Source organism: Streptomyces sp. NPDC006450, assembly GCF_040612195.1.
Lineage (GTDB): Bacteria > Actinomycetota > Actinomycetes > Streptomycetales > Streptomycetaceae > Streptomyces.
The window spans coordinates 1-14,960 of record NZ_JBEXPT010000078.1 but is presented as its reverse complement, the minus strand read 5'-3'; the positions used below and the strand labels follow the sequence as shown (position 1 = coordinate 14,960).

The following is a 14,960-nucleotide window of genomic DNA, read 5'->3' as shown; positions in this document are numbered from 1 at the left end:
GACCGCGCGAGGGGTGGACGGAGGGCGGGCGAGGGGCGGGCGCGGCGGGGGCGCGGGGCCCACCGGGCTGGGCCGTCTCTTGCGGATCGTGCCTGACCGGCAAGATCCGAAGGAGACGGCCTAGACGAGCCGGTCGATCGCCGGAGCCTCGTACGGCAGCAGTTCCGGGCGCTTGGCGGGCCGGCCGTCGCCGCTGGAGCGGCCCGTCAGGCGGCGGCCGACCCAGGGGAGCAGGTGCTGCCGTGCGAAGCTGAGGTCCTGCGTGCGGCGGGCGGCCCAGCCGGGAGGCGCGGCGGGCGGCAGTTCGGTGCTCCAGTCCTCCTCGGGCGGCAGGCCCAGAGTCTGCCAGACCGCCTCCGCGACCCTGCGGTGGCCTTCGGCCGTGAGGTGCAGCCGGTCGACGTCCCACATCCGCGGATCGCCGAGCGCGGCGGACCCGTACAGGTCGACCACGAGGGCGCCGTGCCGCGCGGCGAGCTCCTCGATGATGACGAAGAGCTCCTCCATGCGCGGACGGAAGCGTTCCATCACGGGGCCGTTGCGGCCCGGCGAGCGCATCAGGACCAGCGTCCCGCAGGAGGGTGCCAGCAAGCCGACGGCCTCCTCCAGGTGCCCGCGCACCCGGCCCATGTCGACCTTGGGGCGCAGGGTGTCGTTCAGCCCGCCGACCAGGGTCACCAGATCGGCGCCCATCTTCGCGGCAGCGGGCGCCTGCTCCCCGGCGATCTGCCCGATCAGCTTGCCGCGCACCGCGAGGTTCGCGTAGCGGAAGCCCGGCTCGCGGGCGGCGAGGCGGTCGGCGAGCAGATCGGCCCAGCCCCGGTAGGAGCCGTCGGGGAGCAGGTCCGACATGCCCTCGGTGAAGGAGTCGCCGACCGCGACGAAACTGGTGTACCGCGCATTCATCTCCATGGCGGGAGCGATGCTACCGCGCGGTACGCCCACCCCGCAGGCGGGGCAGGCGCACCGCGCGCAATGCGACGCGCTACGTCGAAGCCGGCCTGCCGAACAGCTCCCGCAGCACGTCCTCCATCGTGACCAGCCCCGTCATGACGCCGTCCGGCCCGAGCACCGCCGCCAGGTGCGTACGGCTGCGCCGCATCGCGGTCAGCACGTCGTCCAGCGGGGTCTCCGCCCGGACCTGCGCGATCGGCCGCAGCGCGGTGACCGGGAAGGGCTCCTCCCGCTCCGCCGCGTCCAGTGCGTCCTTGACGTGCAGGTACCCCAGGATCCGGCCCCGCGCGTCGATCACCGGGAACCGGGAGTACCCCGACTCGGCCGACAGCCGCTCCAGAGCGGCGGGTGTGATGCCCTCGCGGGCCGGAACCACCTGGTCCGCCGGCAGCACCACATCGGTCACCGGCCGACGCCCCAGTTCCAGGGCGTCGTGCAGCCGCTCGCTCGCGCGGTCGTCGATGAGTCCCGCGTCGCTGGAGTCCTTGACGATCCGGGCCAGCTCGTCGTCCGAGAAGGTCGCTCCGACCTCGCCCTTGACTTCCACGCGCAGCAGGCGCAGCAGGGCGTTGGCGAAGGCGTTGATCGCGAAGATCACCGGCTTCAGCCCCCGGGTCAGGGCCACCAGCGGCGGCCCCAGCAGCAGGGCGGTTCGCACGGGCTCGGCGAGCGCCACGTTCTTCGGCAGCATCTCGCCGAAGAGCATGTGCAGGTACGTGGCCAGGGCCAGCGCCACCACGAAGGAGATCGCGTGGGTCAGCCCGGACGGCACCCCGAGGAAGTCGAACGCCGGGGTCAGCAGGTGGGCGATGGCCGGCTCGGCCACCACACCCAGCACCAGGGTGCACAGCGTGATGCCCAGCTGGGCCGCCGCCATGAGCGCCGACACGTGCTCCAGGCCCCACAGCACGGCGCGCGCCCTGCGGTCGCCCTGTTCGGCGTACGGCTCGATCTGGCTGCGCCGCACGGAGATCATGGCGAACTCCGCGCCGACGAAGAAGGCGTTGACGACCAGGGTCGCCAGGCCGATCAGCAACTGGACGGCGGTCATCGGGCCTCCTCCACACCATCACCGGGGATCGGTTCGACCGGCACGTGCAGCAGCACCCGCGCGGCGCGCCGCCCGCTCGCGTCCACCACGTCCAGCCGCCAGCCGTCGAGCTCCAGGGTGTCGCCGACCAGCGGGATCCGCCCCAGCTCGGTCGCTATCAGACCGGCCAGCGTCTCGTACGGGCCGTCCGGCACGCGCAGCCCGATCCTCTCGAGCTGATCGGTGCGCGCGGAGCCGTCCGCGGAGAACAGGGCGCGCCCGGAGGCGTCCTCCCCGGCCGGGGCCAGGTCGGGGGTCTCGTGCGGGTCGTGCTCGTCGCGGACCTCGCCGACGACCTCCTCGACGATGTCCTCCAGCGTGGCCACACCGGCGGTGCCGCCGTACTCGTCGATGACCACGGCCATCGTCTGCCTGCCGGACAGCCGGTCCAGCAGCCGGTCCACGGTCAGCGACTCCGGTACGAGGAGGGGTTCGCGCAGCAGCGAGGACACGGGGTGGTTGTGGCGCTCCTCGGCGGGCAGTGCCAGGACGTCCTTGATGTGGACGGTGCCGACGACGCTGTCGAGGTTGCCCCGGTAGACGGGGAAGCGCGACAGCCCGGTGGCCAGCGTCGCATTCGCCACGTCCTCGGCGGTGGTCTGCAGCTCCAGGGCGGTGACCTGGACCCGCGGGGTCATGACGTTCTCCGCGGTCAGGTCGGCGAGGTTCAAGGTCCGTACGAACAGTTCGGCGGTGTCCTTCTCCAGGGCGCCCGCCTTCGCGGAGTGCCGCGCCAGGGCCGCCAGCTCCTTAGGGGTGCGCGCCGAGGCGAGCTCCTCGGCGGGCTCCATGCCGAACCGGCGGACCAGGTGGTTCGCCGTGGTGTTCAGATGGCTGATGAGGGGCCTGAAGGCGCGGCTGAAGACCCGCTGTGCGGTGGCGACCCGCTTGGCGACGGCCAGCGGCGAGGAGATCGCCCAGTTCTTGGGGACGAGCTCGCCCACGACCATCAGGACGACGGTCGACAGCACGGTGCCGAGGACCAGGGCGGTGGAGGACGCGGCTGAGGCGGACAGCCCCATGGCCTCGAAGGGGCCCTGGAGGAGGGCGGCGATCGAGGGCTTGGAGATCATGCCGATGACCAGGCCGGTCACCGTGATGCCTAGCTGGGCGCCGGAGAGCTGGAACGTCAGGCTCCGGACCGCGGTCAGGGCGCTCTCGGCGCCGCGCTCGCCGCGCTCGACGGCCCGTTCCAGTTCGCTGCGCTCGATGGTGGTCAGCGAGAACTCGGCCGCGACGAAGACTCCGCAGGCAAGGCAGAGCAGCAGCGCCACGACGAGCAGGAGCACTTCGGTCATCGGTCCGTCACCTCCGTCCCATGATCAGCCAGGAGGAGGGGTGTCGCGCGCTGTCGCGGACGGGAAGGGAGGGGACTGGGAGGCTCGCCCATGGACGGACGCTCACACCTTTCGTGGGAGGGGAGGAGAGGAACAGCTGCCTACAGGGTAAAGGAAGGGCAAAGGGGGGTGGATCATTCCTTCGGCGGAGCCGATAGGGAGGATCTTCGCATCGAACCCGCGGCGGCGTCCGGAGACGGACGCGGTGCGCGCACCGCTGCGTCTCGGTGGGCGGAAGTCGGTGGCGGGCCACCGGCCGGTCGTGCTTGGCTCCCGGGCATGACCGATCTTCACATCCGGGCCGCGGTGCCGGCCGATGCCGGGACCGTGCTCGCCTTCTGGAAGGAAGCGGCGGAGGGCACGTCGATCACGGACGACGCGGACGGAGTGACCCGGCTCGTCACCCGTGATCCCGAGGCGCTGATCCTCGCGGAGTGCGACGGGGTCCTGGTCGGGTCCGTGATCGCCGGCTGGGACGGCTGGCGGGCGTCCCTGTACCGGCTCGCCGTACTGCCGTCCCGACGTCGCCAGGGGATCGCCACGGCGCTCCTGGAAGCGGCCGAACGGCGCTTCGTCGCCGTCGGGGGCCGCCGCGGTGACGCGATGGTCCTCGAAGCGAACGAGCGCGCGCAGCGGGCGTGGGCCGCCGCCGGCTACCACCGCGAGGATCACTGGCGGCGCTGGGTCAAGCCGCTGGTGGAGACGGCGTGACGCCACCCCCCACCGGCCCCCGGCTGCGTCCCTGTCTGCGCCTGCGTCCGCGCACCGGAGGCCACTGACGCCCGAGGGGCCGGATCCGCCGTCTCACGTCGCGTCGGCGTCGGCCCCCGCACCGTTCCTGGCCAGGGCGAACACTCCGGCGCAGATCAGGCACAGGCCCAGGAACTGCGGCAGCAGCCACCAGTGCGTCCGCAGGTGTTCCTCGTACAGCAGCACTCCCAGGGCGACGCTCACGCCCGCGTCGCCGAGCGTCAGCGCGGGCTGCGAGGCAACCAGCGGCCCGCCCTGCATGGCGTGTTCGAGGAGCAGGAGGGCGCAGAGGCCGGTCGCGGCGAAGGCGTAGGTCTCCCAGGAGCCCAGGAAGGCGCCGATGCCGTCGTCGTCGAGCACGTGCATGGCCGACTTCATCAGCGCGGCGGTCAGCGCGTAACAGACGGCGGTGGCCGCGCCGAGGCATCCGGCCCGCATCCGGCCGGGCCGCCGCCGCAGGCCGACCACGGCGAGCACCGCGACGGCCACGGCGCAGGCCGCCAGGGCGGTGACCCACCGGTCGCCGGGAACATCGGTACGGTTCCCCGTCGGTGAGGCGGCCACCAGGACGATCCCGAGCCCGGCCACCACTCCTCCCACGGCCAGCCACAACGGGCCCGGCATCCGCGAGCGCGTCACCAGCGAGGCGATCAGGAGGGCGAGCGGCAGCTCCAGGACGAACAGGGGCTGTACGAGGGCCAGCGCGCCGGTGGCCAGCGCCACGGCCTGCCCGGCACCGGCCGCGATCACGGCCAGGATCCCGCCGATCCAGAGCGGCCGGCGCAGCAGGTCGAGCACCAGCCCGAAGCGGAACCCGTCGCTCTGCGGCACGGTGAGCGCCGCCCGCCGCTGGAGCACGGTCGCGAGCGCGTTGCTGAGCGCCGCGAACAGCGCGAAGAGGACGGGTAAGAGGAAGCCCACCTCCCGATACTCATCCGCCCCGCCGCGACTCCCCACCACGACACCATCGGCTGACCGCACGGCACCGCCCGTTCCCCCGTCCGGCCTTACGGGCCGGGGCGCCGTACGGAGCCTTGCCGCCCCGGCCCGCCCGCGCAGGCGGGGGTCAGCCCGCAGAGGCGGGGTCAGGCGACGGGCGCCGACCAGGTGCCGTGGAGGCGGGCGGCGAGCCAGCCGGGCGCCGCGGTGCGGAACGCGGCCGGGGGGAGGGTGCCCGCGCCGGCCGGCACCGCGCCCAGGAGGGGGAGTGCGGAGACCGAGGGCAGGTCGGCCAGGTTGCAACGGGACGCCAGGTCCGGTTCGGCCGGCCAGCTGCCGATCACCACACCCGGGGAGGTCAGGCCCCGGGCGCGGAGGGCTTCGGCCGTCAGAGCCGTGGAGTTGAGGGTGCCGAGACCCGCCGGAGCCACGATCAGCACCGGAGCGCCGAGCAGGCGGGCCGCGTCCGCCAGGGTGTGGCCGACCTCGTCGAAGCGGACCAGGAGGCCGCCCGCGCCCTCGACCAGGACGAGGTCGTGGGAGAGGGCGAGCTCGCGCGCCGCCTCCGCGATCCGCTCCGGGGACACCGTCGGGAGACCCGCGCGCCGGGCCGCCGTGTCCGGGGCCAACGGCTCCGGGTAGCGGGCCAGCTCGACCGTGGTGACGGCGGAGCCGGCCAGCCGGCCGACCTCCGCCGCGTCTCCGGGCTCGTCCGGGCCGACGCCCGTCTGGGCCGGCTTGAGTACGGCCACCGAGAGGCCCGCCGCGAGCGCGGCCGCCGAGACGGCCGAGGTGACGACCGTCTTGCCGATCTCGGTTCCCGTCCCCGAGACCATCAGCACCGCCATGTCAGGCCTCCTTCGAGGCCGCCGCGGCCGCGACCACCGCCCGGCAGATGCGGGCCAGGTCGGCGTCGCCCGTCGGATACGGCGGCATCGTGTAGATCAGGTCCCGGAACGGGCGCAGCCAGACGCCCTCCTGGACCGCCGCCGCCGTCGCGCGGGCCATGTCGACCGGGTGGTCGAGCTGGACGACGCCGATCGCGCCCAGGACCCGGACCTCCCGGACGCCCGGCAGGTCCGCGGCGGGGGCCAGGCCCTCCAGCAGGCCCGCCTCGATGCGCTTGATCTCGCCCTGCCAGTCCTGCCCGAGCAGCAGGTCGATGGAGGCCAGGGCCACCGAGGAGGCCAGCGGGTTGCCCATGAAGGTCGGCCCGTGGGCCAGGACCGGGACCTCGCCCTGCGAGATCCCGTCCGCGACCCGCTCCGTGCAGAGCGTCGCGGCCAGGGTGAGGTAACCGCCGGTCAGCGCCTTGCCCAGGCACATCACGTCCGGGGTGATCCCGGCGTGGTCCGCCGCGAACAGCGCGCCCGTGCGGCCGAAGCCGGTGGCGATCTCGTCCAGGATCAGCAGCACGTCGAACTCGTCGCACAGCTCCCGCAGCACCCGGAGGTAGCCCGGGTTGTGGAAGCGCATGCCGCCCGCGCCCTGGACCACCGGCTCCACGATCACGGCCGCCAGTTCGTCCCGGTGCGCGGAGAACAGCGAGCGCAGGTGGGCGACGTAGGACTCGTCCACGGGAGCGGAGAAGCCGCTGGGCGGGACGTCCGCGAAGAGCTGGCGCGGCAGGATGCCCGACCACAGCTCGTGCATGCCGCCCTCGGGATCGCAGACGGCCATGGGCTGCCAGGTGTCCCCGTGGTAGCCGCCGCGCCAGGTGAGGAGGCGGTTCTTCTCGGGGCGCCCCACCGAACGCCAGTACTGGAGGCACATCTTCACCGCGACCTCGACCGAGACCGAGCCCGAGTCGGCGAGGAAGACGTGCTCCAGGCCGGCCGGGGTGAGCTCGACGAGCTTCGCGGCCAGCCGGACGGCGGGCTCGTGGGTGAGCCCGCCGAACATCACGTGCGACATGCGGCCGAGCTGGCCGGTGACCGCCTCGTTCAGCACCGGGTGGTTGTACCCGTGGATCGCCGACCACCAGGAGGACATGCCGTCGACCAGCTCGTCCTGCCCCAGCGAGGGCTCGGCCAGCCGGAGGCGGACCCCCGAGGCCGAGGCGACGACGAGCGGCTCCTGCCGCCCGGGCATCGGGCCGTACGGGTGCCAGACGTGCTGACGGTCCAGCGCGAGCAGCTCGCGGGCGGGCAGTGCGCCGGTCGCCTGCTGCGAGGGACGCGCGGGGTGCTGATCAGGCATTGGGCGCGAGATCCGTTCCCGCGCCGCGACGGCGTACCGCCACCAGACCGGACCGGACCTCGCCCGCCTCCGCCTGGGCCGGTACGGGGGCCTCGTGCCCGGCGTGCCCCGAGCAGCCGCCGCACGCCGAACCGCAGCCGGCCTCGTCCGCCGTGGCGGAGGAGCCGCAGACCGAGGCGCCGGCGCCGTGGGAGCCGCAACCCCCGGTGGCTTCCGCGACCTCGGAGCGGTGCGCGGGAAGGGTGGTCGTACCGGCGCCCTCCACCTCGAAGCCGGCGTCCGCGATCATGTCGAGGTCGGCCTGTCCGGCCTGGCCCTCACTGGTCAGGTAGTCGCCCAGGAAGATCGAGTTGACCAGGTGCAGGGCGAGGGGCTGCATGGTGCGCAGGTGCACCTCGCGCCCGCCCGCGAGGCGGACCTCGACGTCGGGGCAGACGAAGCGGACCATCGCCAGGATCCGCAGGGCGCGCTGCGGGGTGAGGTTCCACTCCTTGGCCAGCGGGGTGCCCTCGAAGGGGATCAGGAAGTTGACCGGCACCGAGTCCGGGTCCAGCTCGCGCAGCGAGTAGACGACGTCGACGAGGTCCTCGTCGCTCTCGCCCATGCCCGCGATCAGGCCCGAGCAGGCCGACAGGCCGGCGGCGTGCGCCTTCTGCACGGTGTCGACCCGGTCCGCGTAGGTGTGCGTCTTGGTGATCGCGCCGTACGTGGCCTCGGAGGTGTTGAGGTTGTGGTTGTAGGCGTCCGCGCCCGCGTCCTTCAGGCGCTCGGCCTGGCCGTCCGACAGCAGACCGAGGCAGGCACACACCTCGACGCCCTCGTTCTGCTCCTTGATGGCCGCGATGGTCTTGCCGACACGGTCCACGTCGCGGTCCGTCGGACCCCGCCCGCTCGCCACGAGGCATACGCGCTTCGCACCACCGGCGACGCCTGCGGCCGCGGCCTGGGAGGCCTCCTCGGGCTTCAGCCACGTGTACTTGAGGATCTCGGCCTTCGATCCCAGCCGCTGGGAACAGTACGAGCAGTCCTCGGGGCAGAGCCCCGACTTCAGGTTGACGAGGTAGTTCAGCTTGACCCGGCGTCCGAACCACTGCCGGCGCACCTTGCCGGCCGCGGCCACCACGTCGAGCAGTTCGTCGTCAGAGGTCGCCAGCACGGCGAGTGCCTCTTCGCGGGTCGGCAGCTCACGCCGCAGCCCCTTGTCCACGAGGGTGTTCAGCAGGTCCATGATGCCGATCCTGTCCCACACGGGCACTCCCGGCCAAGGAGAGATCGAACAACATGGCCGGAAGAGAGTGTGTGTATCGCCACACCTGACGCAGGGGTCACGGGCAGTTAGGGTCGGGCAGGTCTGTGGACTGCCGACAAAAACGCGAGGACCGTCGATGCCGCACCAGCACACCCCCGCCCCCGTGGACGTCTTCTCCTGGATCGACGACGCGGAGCTGGCCAGGCAGCAGGCCGGACTCGTCCGTACGCTGCGCCCGCGGCCGGCGGACTCGCCCCTCCTGGATCTCGCGAGCAACGACTACCTCGGGCTGTCCCGGCACCCCGAAACGGTGCGCGGCGCGCACGAGGCGGCCGAGCGCTGGGGGGCCGGAGCTACTGGATCGCGTCTCGTCACGGGCACGACCGAGCTTCATGCGGACCTCGAGCGGGAGCTCGCCGCCTTCTGCGGGTTCGAGGCCGCGCTGGTGCTCTCCTCCGGATACGCGGCCAACCTGGCCGCCGTCACCGCGCTCAGCGACCGGGGCTCACTGGTGGTCTCCGACGCCGGCAACCACGCCTCGATCGTGGACGGCTGCCGGCTGTCGCGCGCGGAGACCGCAGTCGTCCCGCACTCCGACCCGGACGCTGCCCGCAAGACGCTCGCCGCCCACCAGGGGCGGGCGCTGCTGGTCACCGACTCGGTGTTCTCGGTCGACGGGGACGCCGCCCCGCTCGCGGCCCACGCCGAGGCCTGCCGGTCCCAGGGCGCGGCCCTGCTCGTGGACGACGCGCACGGCCTCGGGGTCCTGGGTGAGGGCGGCCGCGGGGCGCTGTACGCCGCCGGGCTCGCGGGGGCGCCCGGGGTGGTCGCGACGCTGACCCTCTCGAAGTCCCTGGGCAGCCAGGGCGGGGCGGTGCTCGGCCCGGCCAAGGTGATCCGGCACCTGGTCAACACGGCGCGCACCTTCATCTTCGACACCGGGCTGGCCCCGGCCGCGACGGGCGCCGCACTGGCCGCCCTGCGCCTGCTCCTGCGGGAACCGGAGCGCGCGGACCGCGCCCGCGCGGTGGCCGCCGAACTGTACGGGCGGCTCACCGCGTCCGGCCTGACCGCGGCCCGGCCGGACGCGGCCGTGGTGTCGGTACGGGCCCCGTCGGCTTCGGCGGCACTGCGCTGGGCCGCCGACTGCCGCGAGGCAGGTCTGTCCGTGGGGTGCTTCCGGCCGCCGTCGGTACCGGACGGCATTTCCCGGCTGCGACTGACCGCGCGGGCGGATCTCACGGGGGACGAGATCAGCCGTGCGGTGGAGACGATCCTGGGGACCGCCCCGGCCGGAGCCACGGACCGCTGACGGAGCCGTTGGGGGCGCTCCCGCGTTCCTGCGTCCTGCGTTCCTGCGTGGCTAGGCCTTGCCCAGGCCTTGCCGGTGCCTTCTCCGTGCCGTGCCTACGTCTCGAGATCCGCACGAACGGAGACGAGGAAGCCGTTCCAGGCCGGCCCGGTGAAGAGCACGGCCGGGCCCTCCGTCCGCTTGGAGTCGCGGACGGCGAGCAGACCGCCGAGGACGGCCGTTTCCACACAGTTGTTCATTCCGGTGCTGCGGCTACTTCGCCGCCACCGCGCGCTGTTCAGAAGTCCGCCTGTGGATAAGGGGGTTGCGGACACGGAGGTGCCTCCTTACGCGTCGTCAGCGAGGGCGCTGATGAGATCCGACGAATCGCGGGGCGGGAGGGCGTGCGCCTGGATGGTGCGGAACGCGGCGCTGTACGCCTCAAGGTCTTCCTTCCGCTCCAGATAGAGGCTACTCGTCAAATGGTCGAGTACCACCACATCCAGATCGGCGATGTTCGGAAATGAGAAGATGACGAACGGTCCGGTCAGGCCGAGATGTCCCCCCACGCTGAACGGCAGCACCTGGAGCCGCACTTGGGGCAATCGCGCCACCTCCACCAGGTGCCTCAACTGTTCCTCCATCACCCCCGCCCCGCCGATCGCGCGCCGCAGGACCGCCTCGTCCAGCACCGCGCTCAGCTCCAGCGGCGGATCGGCCCGCAGTACGGACTGACGCGCCAGCCGTACGTCGACCAGCGCGTCCACCTTCGGCTCCGGCAGCCCGCCCAGCGCGGCCCGGGTCACGGCGCGCGCGTACCCCGGGGTCTGCAGCAGCCCCGGCACCACGGACAGCTCGACGGTGCGGGCCGACCGGGCACCCGCCTCCAGGCTGATGAAGTCCCGGTACTCCTGCGGCAACAGCCCCCGGTAGTCGTGCCACCACTGGCGGCCGCGCCCGGTGTCGGCATCCGGGGCCGGGCCCGCCGCCGAGGCCGAGAGGGCCTCCAGCAGCGCACGCTGCTGCGCGCTCACGACGTCTTGCCCGTAGACGTCGAGCAGGAGCCGGATGTCCTCCACCTTGACGCCGCTGCGTCCCGTCTCGATACGACTGATCTTCGACTGGTGCCATCCCGCCAGCCGGGCCGCCTCACCGCTGGTGAGTCCGGTCCGGTCACGAAGGGCACGCAGTTCCTCGCCGAGCTTGCGTCGGCGCACCGCGGGACCATGCTGCACACCCGCCTCCTTCCACCGGCACAGCTCGCACCAGTCTGCCGTCCAAATACGCTCTTCCGTAGCAGAGTTCACCGCATTGAGCGACAGATATATGCATATCTTGAGGGATCTGCGGAAACAGCGGGACGATGGGTGGCACTCTGGCGTCCAGCACAGATCCGGGGCGGCTTCGCCCCGGTGGGAAAGGGATCGTCGCCATGGCAGATCATCAGGAAGCATCCGTCACTCTGCCGAGCGATCCCGCCTCGGTCGCGGCCGCCCGCCGCTACGTCGCGCAGGTGCTGGCCGAGTGGGGACTGTCCGAGGGGACCGAGACCGCCGACAGCGTCCGGCTCATCGTCTCGGAGCTTGCCACCAACTCCGTGCAGCACACCTTCGGCCAGTCGCCGACCTTCACCGTGGACATCCGCCTGGAGCGCGAGGAGTGGCTCCGCATCGGGGTCACCGACAGCCACCCGCGCTGGCCCAAGCGGCTCCCGGCCGCCGTCCAGCAGGACAACGGCCGGGGGATGGTCATCATCCGCTGGCTCGCCGCGGAGGCCGGCGGCCGGCTCTCGGTCAGCCCGACCGAGGACGGCGGCAAGACCGTGTGGATCGCGCTGCCCTGGGCGGTGGCCGGCGCCCCGGCACGGACGCGCACGGGCTGTTGACCGGCCCGCTCCGGCAACGGCCGGATCAGGCCCCGGCGCGCTCCGCCGCACTGCGCTCGATGCACAGTTCGTTGCCTTCCGGGTCCGTCAGCGTGACCCAGCCGCTGCCGTCCTCCCGGCGGTGGTCGCCCTGGAGCTTCGCGCCGAGCGCGATGAGCCGCTCCACGTTCTCGTCGCGGGTGCCGCTGGTCGGCTGGATGTCCAAGTGGACCCGGTTCTTCGTGGACTTGCCCTCCGGCACCCGGATGAACAGCAGGCCGGTCACCCCCGGCTGCTCCGGCACCAGGGAGATCTCGGGGTCGTCCGCAAGGTCGTCCGGGTGAATGGGCCAGCCGGTGACCTCGGACCAGAACTGGGCCAGTGCGTACGGCTCCTGCGCGTCGAAAGTGATGTGGTGGACGGGGTTCGCGAACATGCTGCTCCTCATGGGCGGCTCCGTATACGGAACGGTGCCGTACGACGACCGGAGTTGAACCGGGTACCTGCTCGAAACGTGGGTTAACTCAGCGGAAAAACGCGGCGCCTAGCGTAGCGGCCACGTTCCTTCCGCCCATGGTCACCCATGAGCCGGCAAAGCGCCGGTGGGCGGGACGGAAAAGTCTTTCCCTGTGTTGGGCAAGACACGCTTGGCTCGGATATGTGCAGGTCAACAAAGCGTTGGCGGCCCATAGGGTCGGCTCGGCGCGATGTTGGTCATGTCCCGGAAGCTTGGTGATTGCTGTGCAGCTGACCCCCCACGAGCAGGAGAGACTGCTCATCCACGTGGCCGCCGACGTGGCCGAGAGACGCAAGGCGCGGGGTGTGCTCCTCAACCATCCCGAGGCAGTGGCCCTGATCACCGCCCACATCCTCGAAGGGGCCCGCGACGGCCGGACGGTGGCCGAGCTGATGGCCTCCGGGCGGACGGTGCTCTCCCGCGAGGAGGTCATGGAGGGGATTCCCGAGATGATCCACGACGTCCAGGTCGAGGCGACCTTCCCGGACGGCACCAAGCTCGTCACCGTTCACGATCCCATCGTCGACAAGCGAGTCCCCGCATGATCCCCGGCGAAATCGCCTACGGAGACGGCCCGGTGCGCCTCAACGAAGGCCGGCCCGTCACCCGGCTCACCGTGCTCAACGCCGCCGACCGGCCCGTCCAGGTCGGCTCGCACTACCACTTCGCCGAGGCCAACCCGGGCCTCGACTTCGACCGTGCCGCCGCCCACGGACTGCGGCTCGACATCGCCGCCGGCACTGCGGTCCGCTTCGAGCCGGGCATCCCGGTCGCCGTGGCCCTCGTACCGCTGGCCGGGCTGCGCACGGTGCCGGGACTGCGCGGGGAGACCGGAGGGCCGCTCGATGGCTGAGATGTCGCGCCAGGTCTACGCCGACCTCTTCGGGCCCACCACGGGCGACCGCATCCGCCTCGCCGACACCGACCTCTTCGTCGAGATCGAGCAGGACCTCGGCGGCGGCCCCGGCAGGGCCGGAGACGAGGCCGTCTTCGGCGGCGGCAAGGTCATCCGCGAATCCATGGGCCAGGCCCGCACCACCCGCGCCGAGGGTGCCGCCGACACCGTCATCACCGGAGTGGTGATCCTCGACCACTGGGGCATCGTCAAGGCCGACGTCGGCATCCGCGACGGCCGCATCTGCGGCATCGGCAAGGCGGGCAACCCCGACACCATGGACGGCGTCGACCGCGCCCTGGTGATCGGCCCCGAGACCGAGATCATCGCGGGCAACGGGAAGATCCTCACCGCCGGCGCCGTGGACGCCCACGTGCACTTCATCTCCCCGACCGTGATCGAGGAGGCCCTCGCCTCCGGCATCACCACCCTCGTCGGCGGCGGCACCGGCCCCGCGGAGGGCACCAAGGCCACCACCGTCACCCCCGGGCCCTGGCACCTGGCCCGGATGTTCGCCGCGCTGGAGGCCTACCCCGTCAACATCGGCCTGCTCGGCAAGGGAAACACCATGTCCCGGGAGGGCATGCACTCCCAACTGCGCGGCGGCGCACTCGGCTTCAAGCTCCATGAGGACTGGGGATCCACCCCCGCCGTCATCGACGCCTGCCTCACCGTCTGCGAGGAGACCGGCGCCCAGGCCGCCATCCACACCGACACCCTCAACGAGGCCGGGTTCGTCGCCGACACCCTCGCCGCCATCGGCGGCCGGACCATCCACTCGTACCACACCGAAGGCGCGGGCGGCGGGCACGCCCCCGACATCATCACTGTGGTCTCGGAGCCGAACATCCTGCCCAGCTCCACGAATCCGACCCGCCCGCACACCGTCAACACCGTCGAGGAACACCTCGACATGCTGATGGTCTGCCACCACCTCAACCCGGCCGTCCCCGAGGACCTGGCCTTCGCCGAGTCCCGGATCCGGCCCTCCACCATCGCCGCCGAGGACGTCCTGCACGACCTCGGAGCCATCTCGATCATCTCCTCCGACGCCCAGGCCATGGGCCGCGTCGGCGAGGTGATCCTGCGCACCTGGCAGACCGCCCACGTGATGAAGAAGCGGCGCGGCTCCCTGCCCGGCGACGGACCCGCCGACAACCACCGGGCCCGGCGCTACGTCGCCAAGTACACGATCAACCCCGCCGTCGCCCAGGGCCTGGCCCGGGAGATCGGCTCCGTCGAGACCGGAAAGCTCGCCGACCTGGTCCTGTGGAAGCCCGCCTTCTTCGGGGTCAAGCCCGAACTGGTCCTCAAGGGAGGCCAGATCGCCTACGCGCAGATGGGCGATGCCAACGCCTCCATCCCCACCCCGCAGCCGGTCCTGCCGCGCCCGATGTTCGGAGCCCACGGGCGGGCCCCCGGGCTCAACTCGGTCAACTTCACCGCCCAGGCGGCCCTCGACGACGGACTGCCCGAACGGCTGGGGCTCGGAAAGGAGTTCGTCGCCATCGAGAGCACCCGGAAGGTGACGAAGGCGGACATGCGCAACAACGACGCGATGCCGAGGGTGGAAGTCGACGCCGACACCTTCACCGTCACCATCGACGGCGAGGTGGTGGAACCTGCCCCGGTAGCGGAACTTCCTATGGCCCAGCGCTACTTCCTCTTCTGATGGACGCCGTCTCTTCTGACGAGAGGGGCCTCCTCCCATGAGCCTCGCCACCCTCCTCGTCCTCGCCGACGGCCGCTTCCCCGCCGGAGGGCACGCCCACTCCGGCGGGGCCGAGGCCGCCTGCAAGGCGGGCCGGATCCACGACGCGGCCACCCTGGCGGAGTTCTGCCGGGGCCGGCTGCACACCGCCGGGCTCGTCGCGG

Annotated in this window: 16 protein-coding genes and 1 pseudogene; 7 read left to right on the top strand and 10 right to left on the bottom strand. The window is 72.3% G+C overall.

The window, feature by feature from the left end; all coding sequences use genetic code 11:
• Positions 1 to 120: 120 nt before the first annotated feature.
• The 3 genes from ABZY57_RS21990 to ABZY57_RS21980 all read right to left on the bottom strand — a co-directional run bounded on the left by ABZY57_RS21990 (position 121) and on the right by ABZY57_RS21980 (position 3,342).
• Positions 121 to 912, bottom strand: a complete 792-nt coding sequence (locus tag ABZY57_RS21990) for an SGNH/GDSL hydrolase family protein (RefSeq protein ID WP_356514406.1) — start codon at positions 910 to 912, stop codon at positions 121 to 123.
• Positions 913 to 985: 73 nt separating this feature from the next.
• Positions 986 to 2,005 carry a hemolysin family protein gene (locus tag ABZY57_RS21985; RefSeq protein WP_356514404.1) on the bottom strand — a complete coding sequence of 340 codons (1,020 nt, stop codon included), beginning with the start codon at positions 2,003 to 2,005 and terminating at the stop codon, positions 986 to 988.
• On the bottom strand, positions 2,002 to 3,342 hold the full coding sequence (locus ABZY57_RS21980; protein ID WP_356514402.1) for a hemolysin family protein: 1,341 nt from the start codon (positions 3,340 to 3,342) through the stop codon (positions 2,002 to 2,004). The genes ABZY57_RS21985 and ABZY57_RS21980 overlap by 4 nt, the downstream gene beginning before the upstream one ends.
• Before the next feature lie 318 nt (positions 3,343 to 3,660).
• Here ABZY57_RS21980 and ABZY57_RS21975 point away from each other — a divergent pair, with 318 nt between their 5' ends.
• The gene (locus ABZY57_RS21975; protein WP_356514400.1) at positions 3,661 to 4,092 is read left to right on the top strand and encodes a GNAT family N-acetyltransferase; all 432 of its coding nucleotides are present in this window, start codon (positions 3,661 to 3,663) and stop codon (positions 4,090 to 4,092) included.
• A 93-nt stretch (positions 4,093 to 4,185) separates the two neighbouring features.
• On the opposite strand, the gene ABZY57_RS21970 is transcribed toward ABZY57_RS21975, so the two are convergent.
• From ABZY57_RS21970 to bioB, 4 genes are all read right to left on the bottom strand, one after another.
• On the bottom strand, positions 4,186 to 5,052 hold the full coding sequence (locus tag ABZY57_RS21970; RefSeq protein WP_356514398.1) for a DMT family transporter: 867 nt from the start codon (positions 5,050 to 5,052) through the stop codon (positions 4,186 to 4,188).
• Positions 5,053 to 5,216: 164 nt separating this feature from the next.
• Positions 5,217 to 5,918: a dethiobiotin synthase gene (gene bioD, locus ABZY57_RS21965; RefSeq protein ID WP_356514396.1), complete on the bottom strand. Its 702-nt coding sequence runs from the start codon at positions 5,916 to 5,918 to the stop codon at positions 5,217 to 5,219.
• 1 nt (position 5,919) lies between these two features.
• Positions 5,920 to 7,269: an adenosylmethionine--8-amino-7-oxononanoate transaminase gene (locus tag ABZY57_RS21960; protein ID WP_356514394.1), complete on the bottom strand. Its 1,350-nt coding sequence runs from the start codon at positions 7,267 to 7,269 to the stop codon at positions 5,920 to 5,922.
• Complete coding sequence (gene bioB / locus ABZY57_RS21955; protein WP_356514392.1) at positions 7,262 to 8,497, bottom strand: biotin synthase BioB; 1,236 nt, start codon at positions 8,495 to 8,497, stop codon at positions 7,262 to 7,264. Before bioB ends, ABZY57_RS21960 begins: the two co-directional genes overlap by 8 nt.
• A 157-nt stretch (positions 8,498 to 8,654) precedes the next feature.
• On the opposite strand from bioB, the gene ABZY57_RS21950 reads away from it, so the two are divergent.
• Positions 8,655 to 9,830: an 8-amino-7-oxononanoate synthase gene (locus ABZY57_RS21950; protein WP_356514390.1), complete on the top strand. Its 1,176-nt coding sequence runs from the start codon at positions 8,655 to 8,657 to the stop codon at positions 9,828 to 9,830.
• A gap of 95 nt (positions 9,831 to 9,925) precedes the next feature.
• Here ABZY57_RS21950 and ABZY57_RS21945 read toward each other — a convergent pair whose 3' ends face one another.
• Positions 9,926 to 10,144: a DUF397 domain-containing protein gene (locus ABZY57_RS21945; RefSeq protein WP_356514388.1), complete on the bottom strand. Its 219-nt coding sequence runs from the start codon at positions 10,142 to 10,144 to the stop codon at positions 9,926 to 9,928.
• Positions 10,145 to 10,156: 12 nt separating this feature from the next.
• A complete protein-coding gene (locus tag ABZY57_RS21940) occupies positions 10,157 to 11,044 on the bottom strand; it encodes a helix-turn-helix transcriptional regulator (protein ID WP_356514386.1) in 888 nt (295 codons plus the stop codon).
• A 197-nt stretch (positions 11,045 to 11,241) separates the two neighbouring features.
• Here ABZY57_RS21940 and ABZY57_RS21935 point away from each other — a divergent pair, with 197 nt between their 5' ends.
• Positions 11,242 to 11,694: an ATP-binding protein gene (locus tag ABZY57_RS21935; RefSeq protein ID WP_356514384.1), complete on the top strand. Its 453-nt coding sequence runs from the start codon at positions 11,242 to 11,244 to the stop codon at positions 11,692 to 11,694.
• A gap of 25 nt (positions 11,695 to 11,719) precedes the next feature.
• On the opposite strand, the gene ABZY57_RS21930 is transcribed toward ABZY57_RS21935, so the two are convergent.
• Complete coding sequence (locus ABZY57_RS21930; RefSeq protein WP_356514382.1) at positions 11,720 to 12,121, bottom strand: VOC family protein; 402 nt, start codon at positions 12,119 to 12,121, stop codon at positions 11,720 to 11,722.
• 293 nt (positions 12,122 to 12,414) lie between these two features.
• Here ABZY57_RS21930 and ABZY57_RS21925 point away from each other — a divergent pair, with 293 nt between their 5' ends.
• The 4 genes and pseudogenes from ABZY57_RS21925 to ABZY57_RS21910 all read left to right on the top strand — a co-directional run.
• Positions 12,415 to 12,735, top strand: coding sequence for an urease subunit gamma (locus tag ABZY57_RS21925; RefSeq protein WP_356514380.1), 321 nt, complete (start codon positions 12,415 to 12,417; stop codon positions 12,733 to 12,735).
• Positions 12,732 to 13,043 carry an urease subunit beta gene (locus ABZY57_RS21920; protein WP_356514378.1) on the top strand — a complete coding sequence of 104 codons (312 nt, stop codon included), beginning with the start codon at positions 12,732 to 12,734 and terminating at the stop codon, positions 13,041 to 13,043. Before ABZY57_RS21925 ends, ABZY57_RS21920 begins: the two co-directional genes overlap by 4 nt.
• A complete protein-coding gene (locus ABZY57_RS21915; protein ID WP_356514376.1) occupies positions 13,036 to 14,757 on the top strand; it encodes an urease subunit alpha in 1,722 nt (573 codons plus the stop codon). Before ABZY57_RS21920 ends, ABZY57_RS21915 begins: the two co-directional genes overlap by 8 nt.
• Before the next feature lie 37 nt (positions 14,758 to 14,794).
• Positions 14,795 to 14,960 (top strand): annotated as a pseudogene (locus ABZY57_RS21910) (urease accessory protein UreF); the annotation flags it as partial.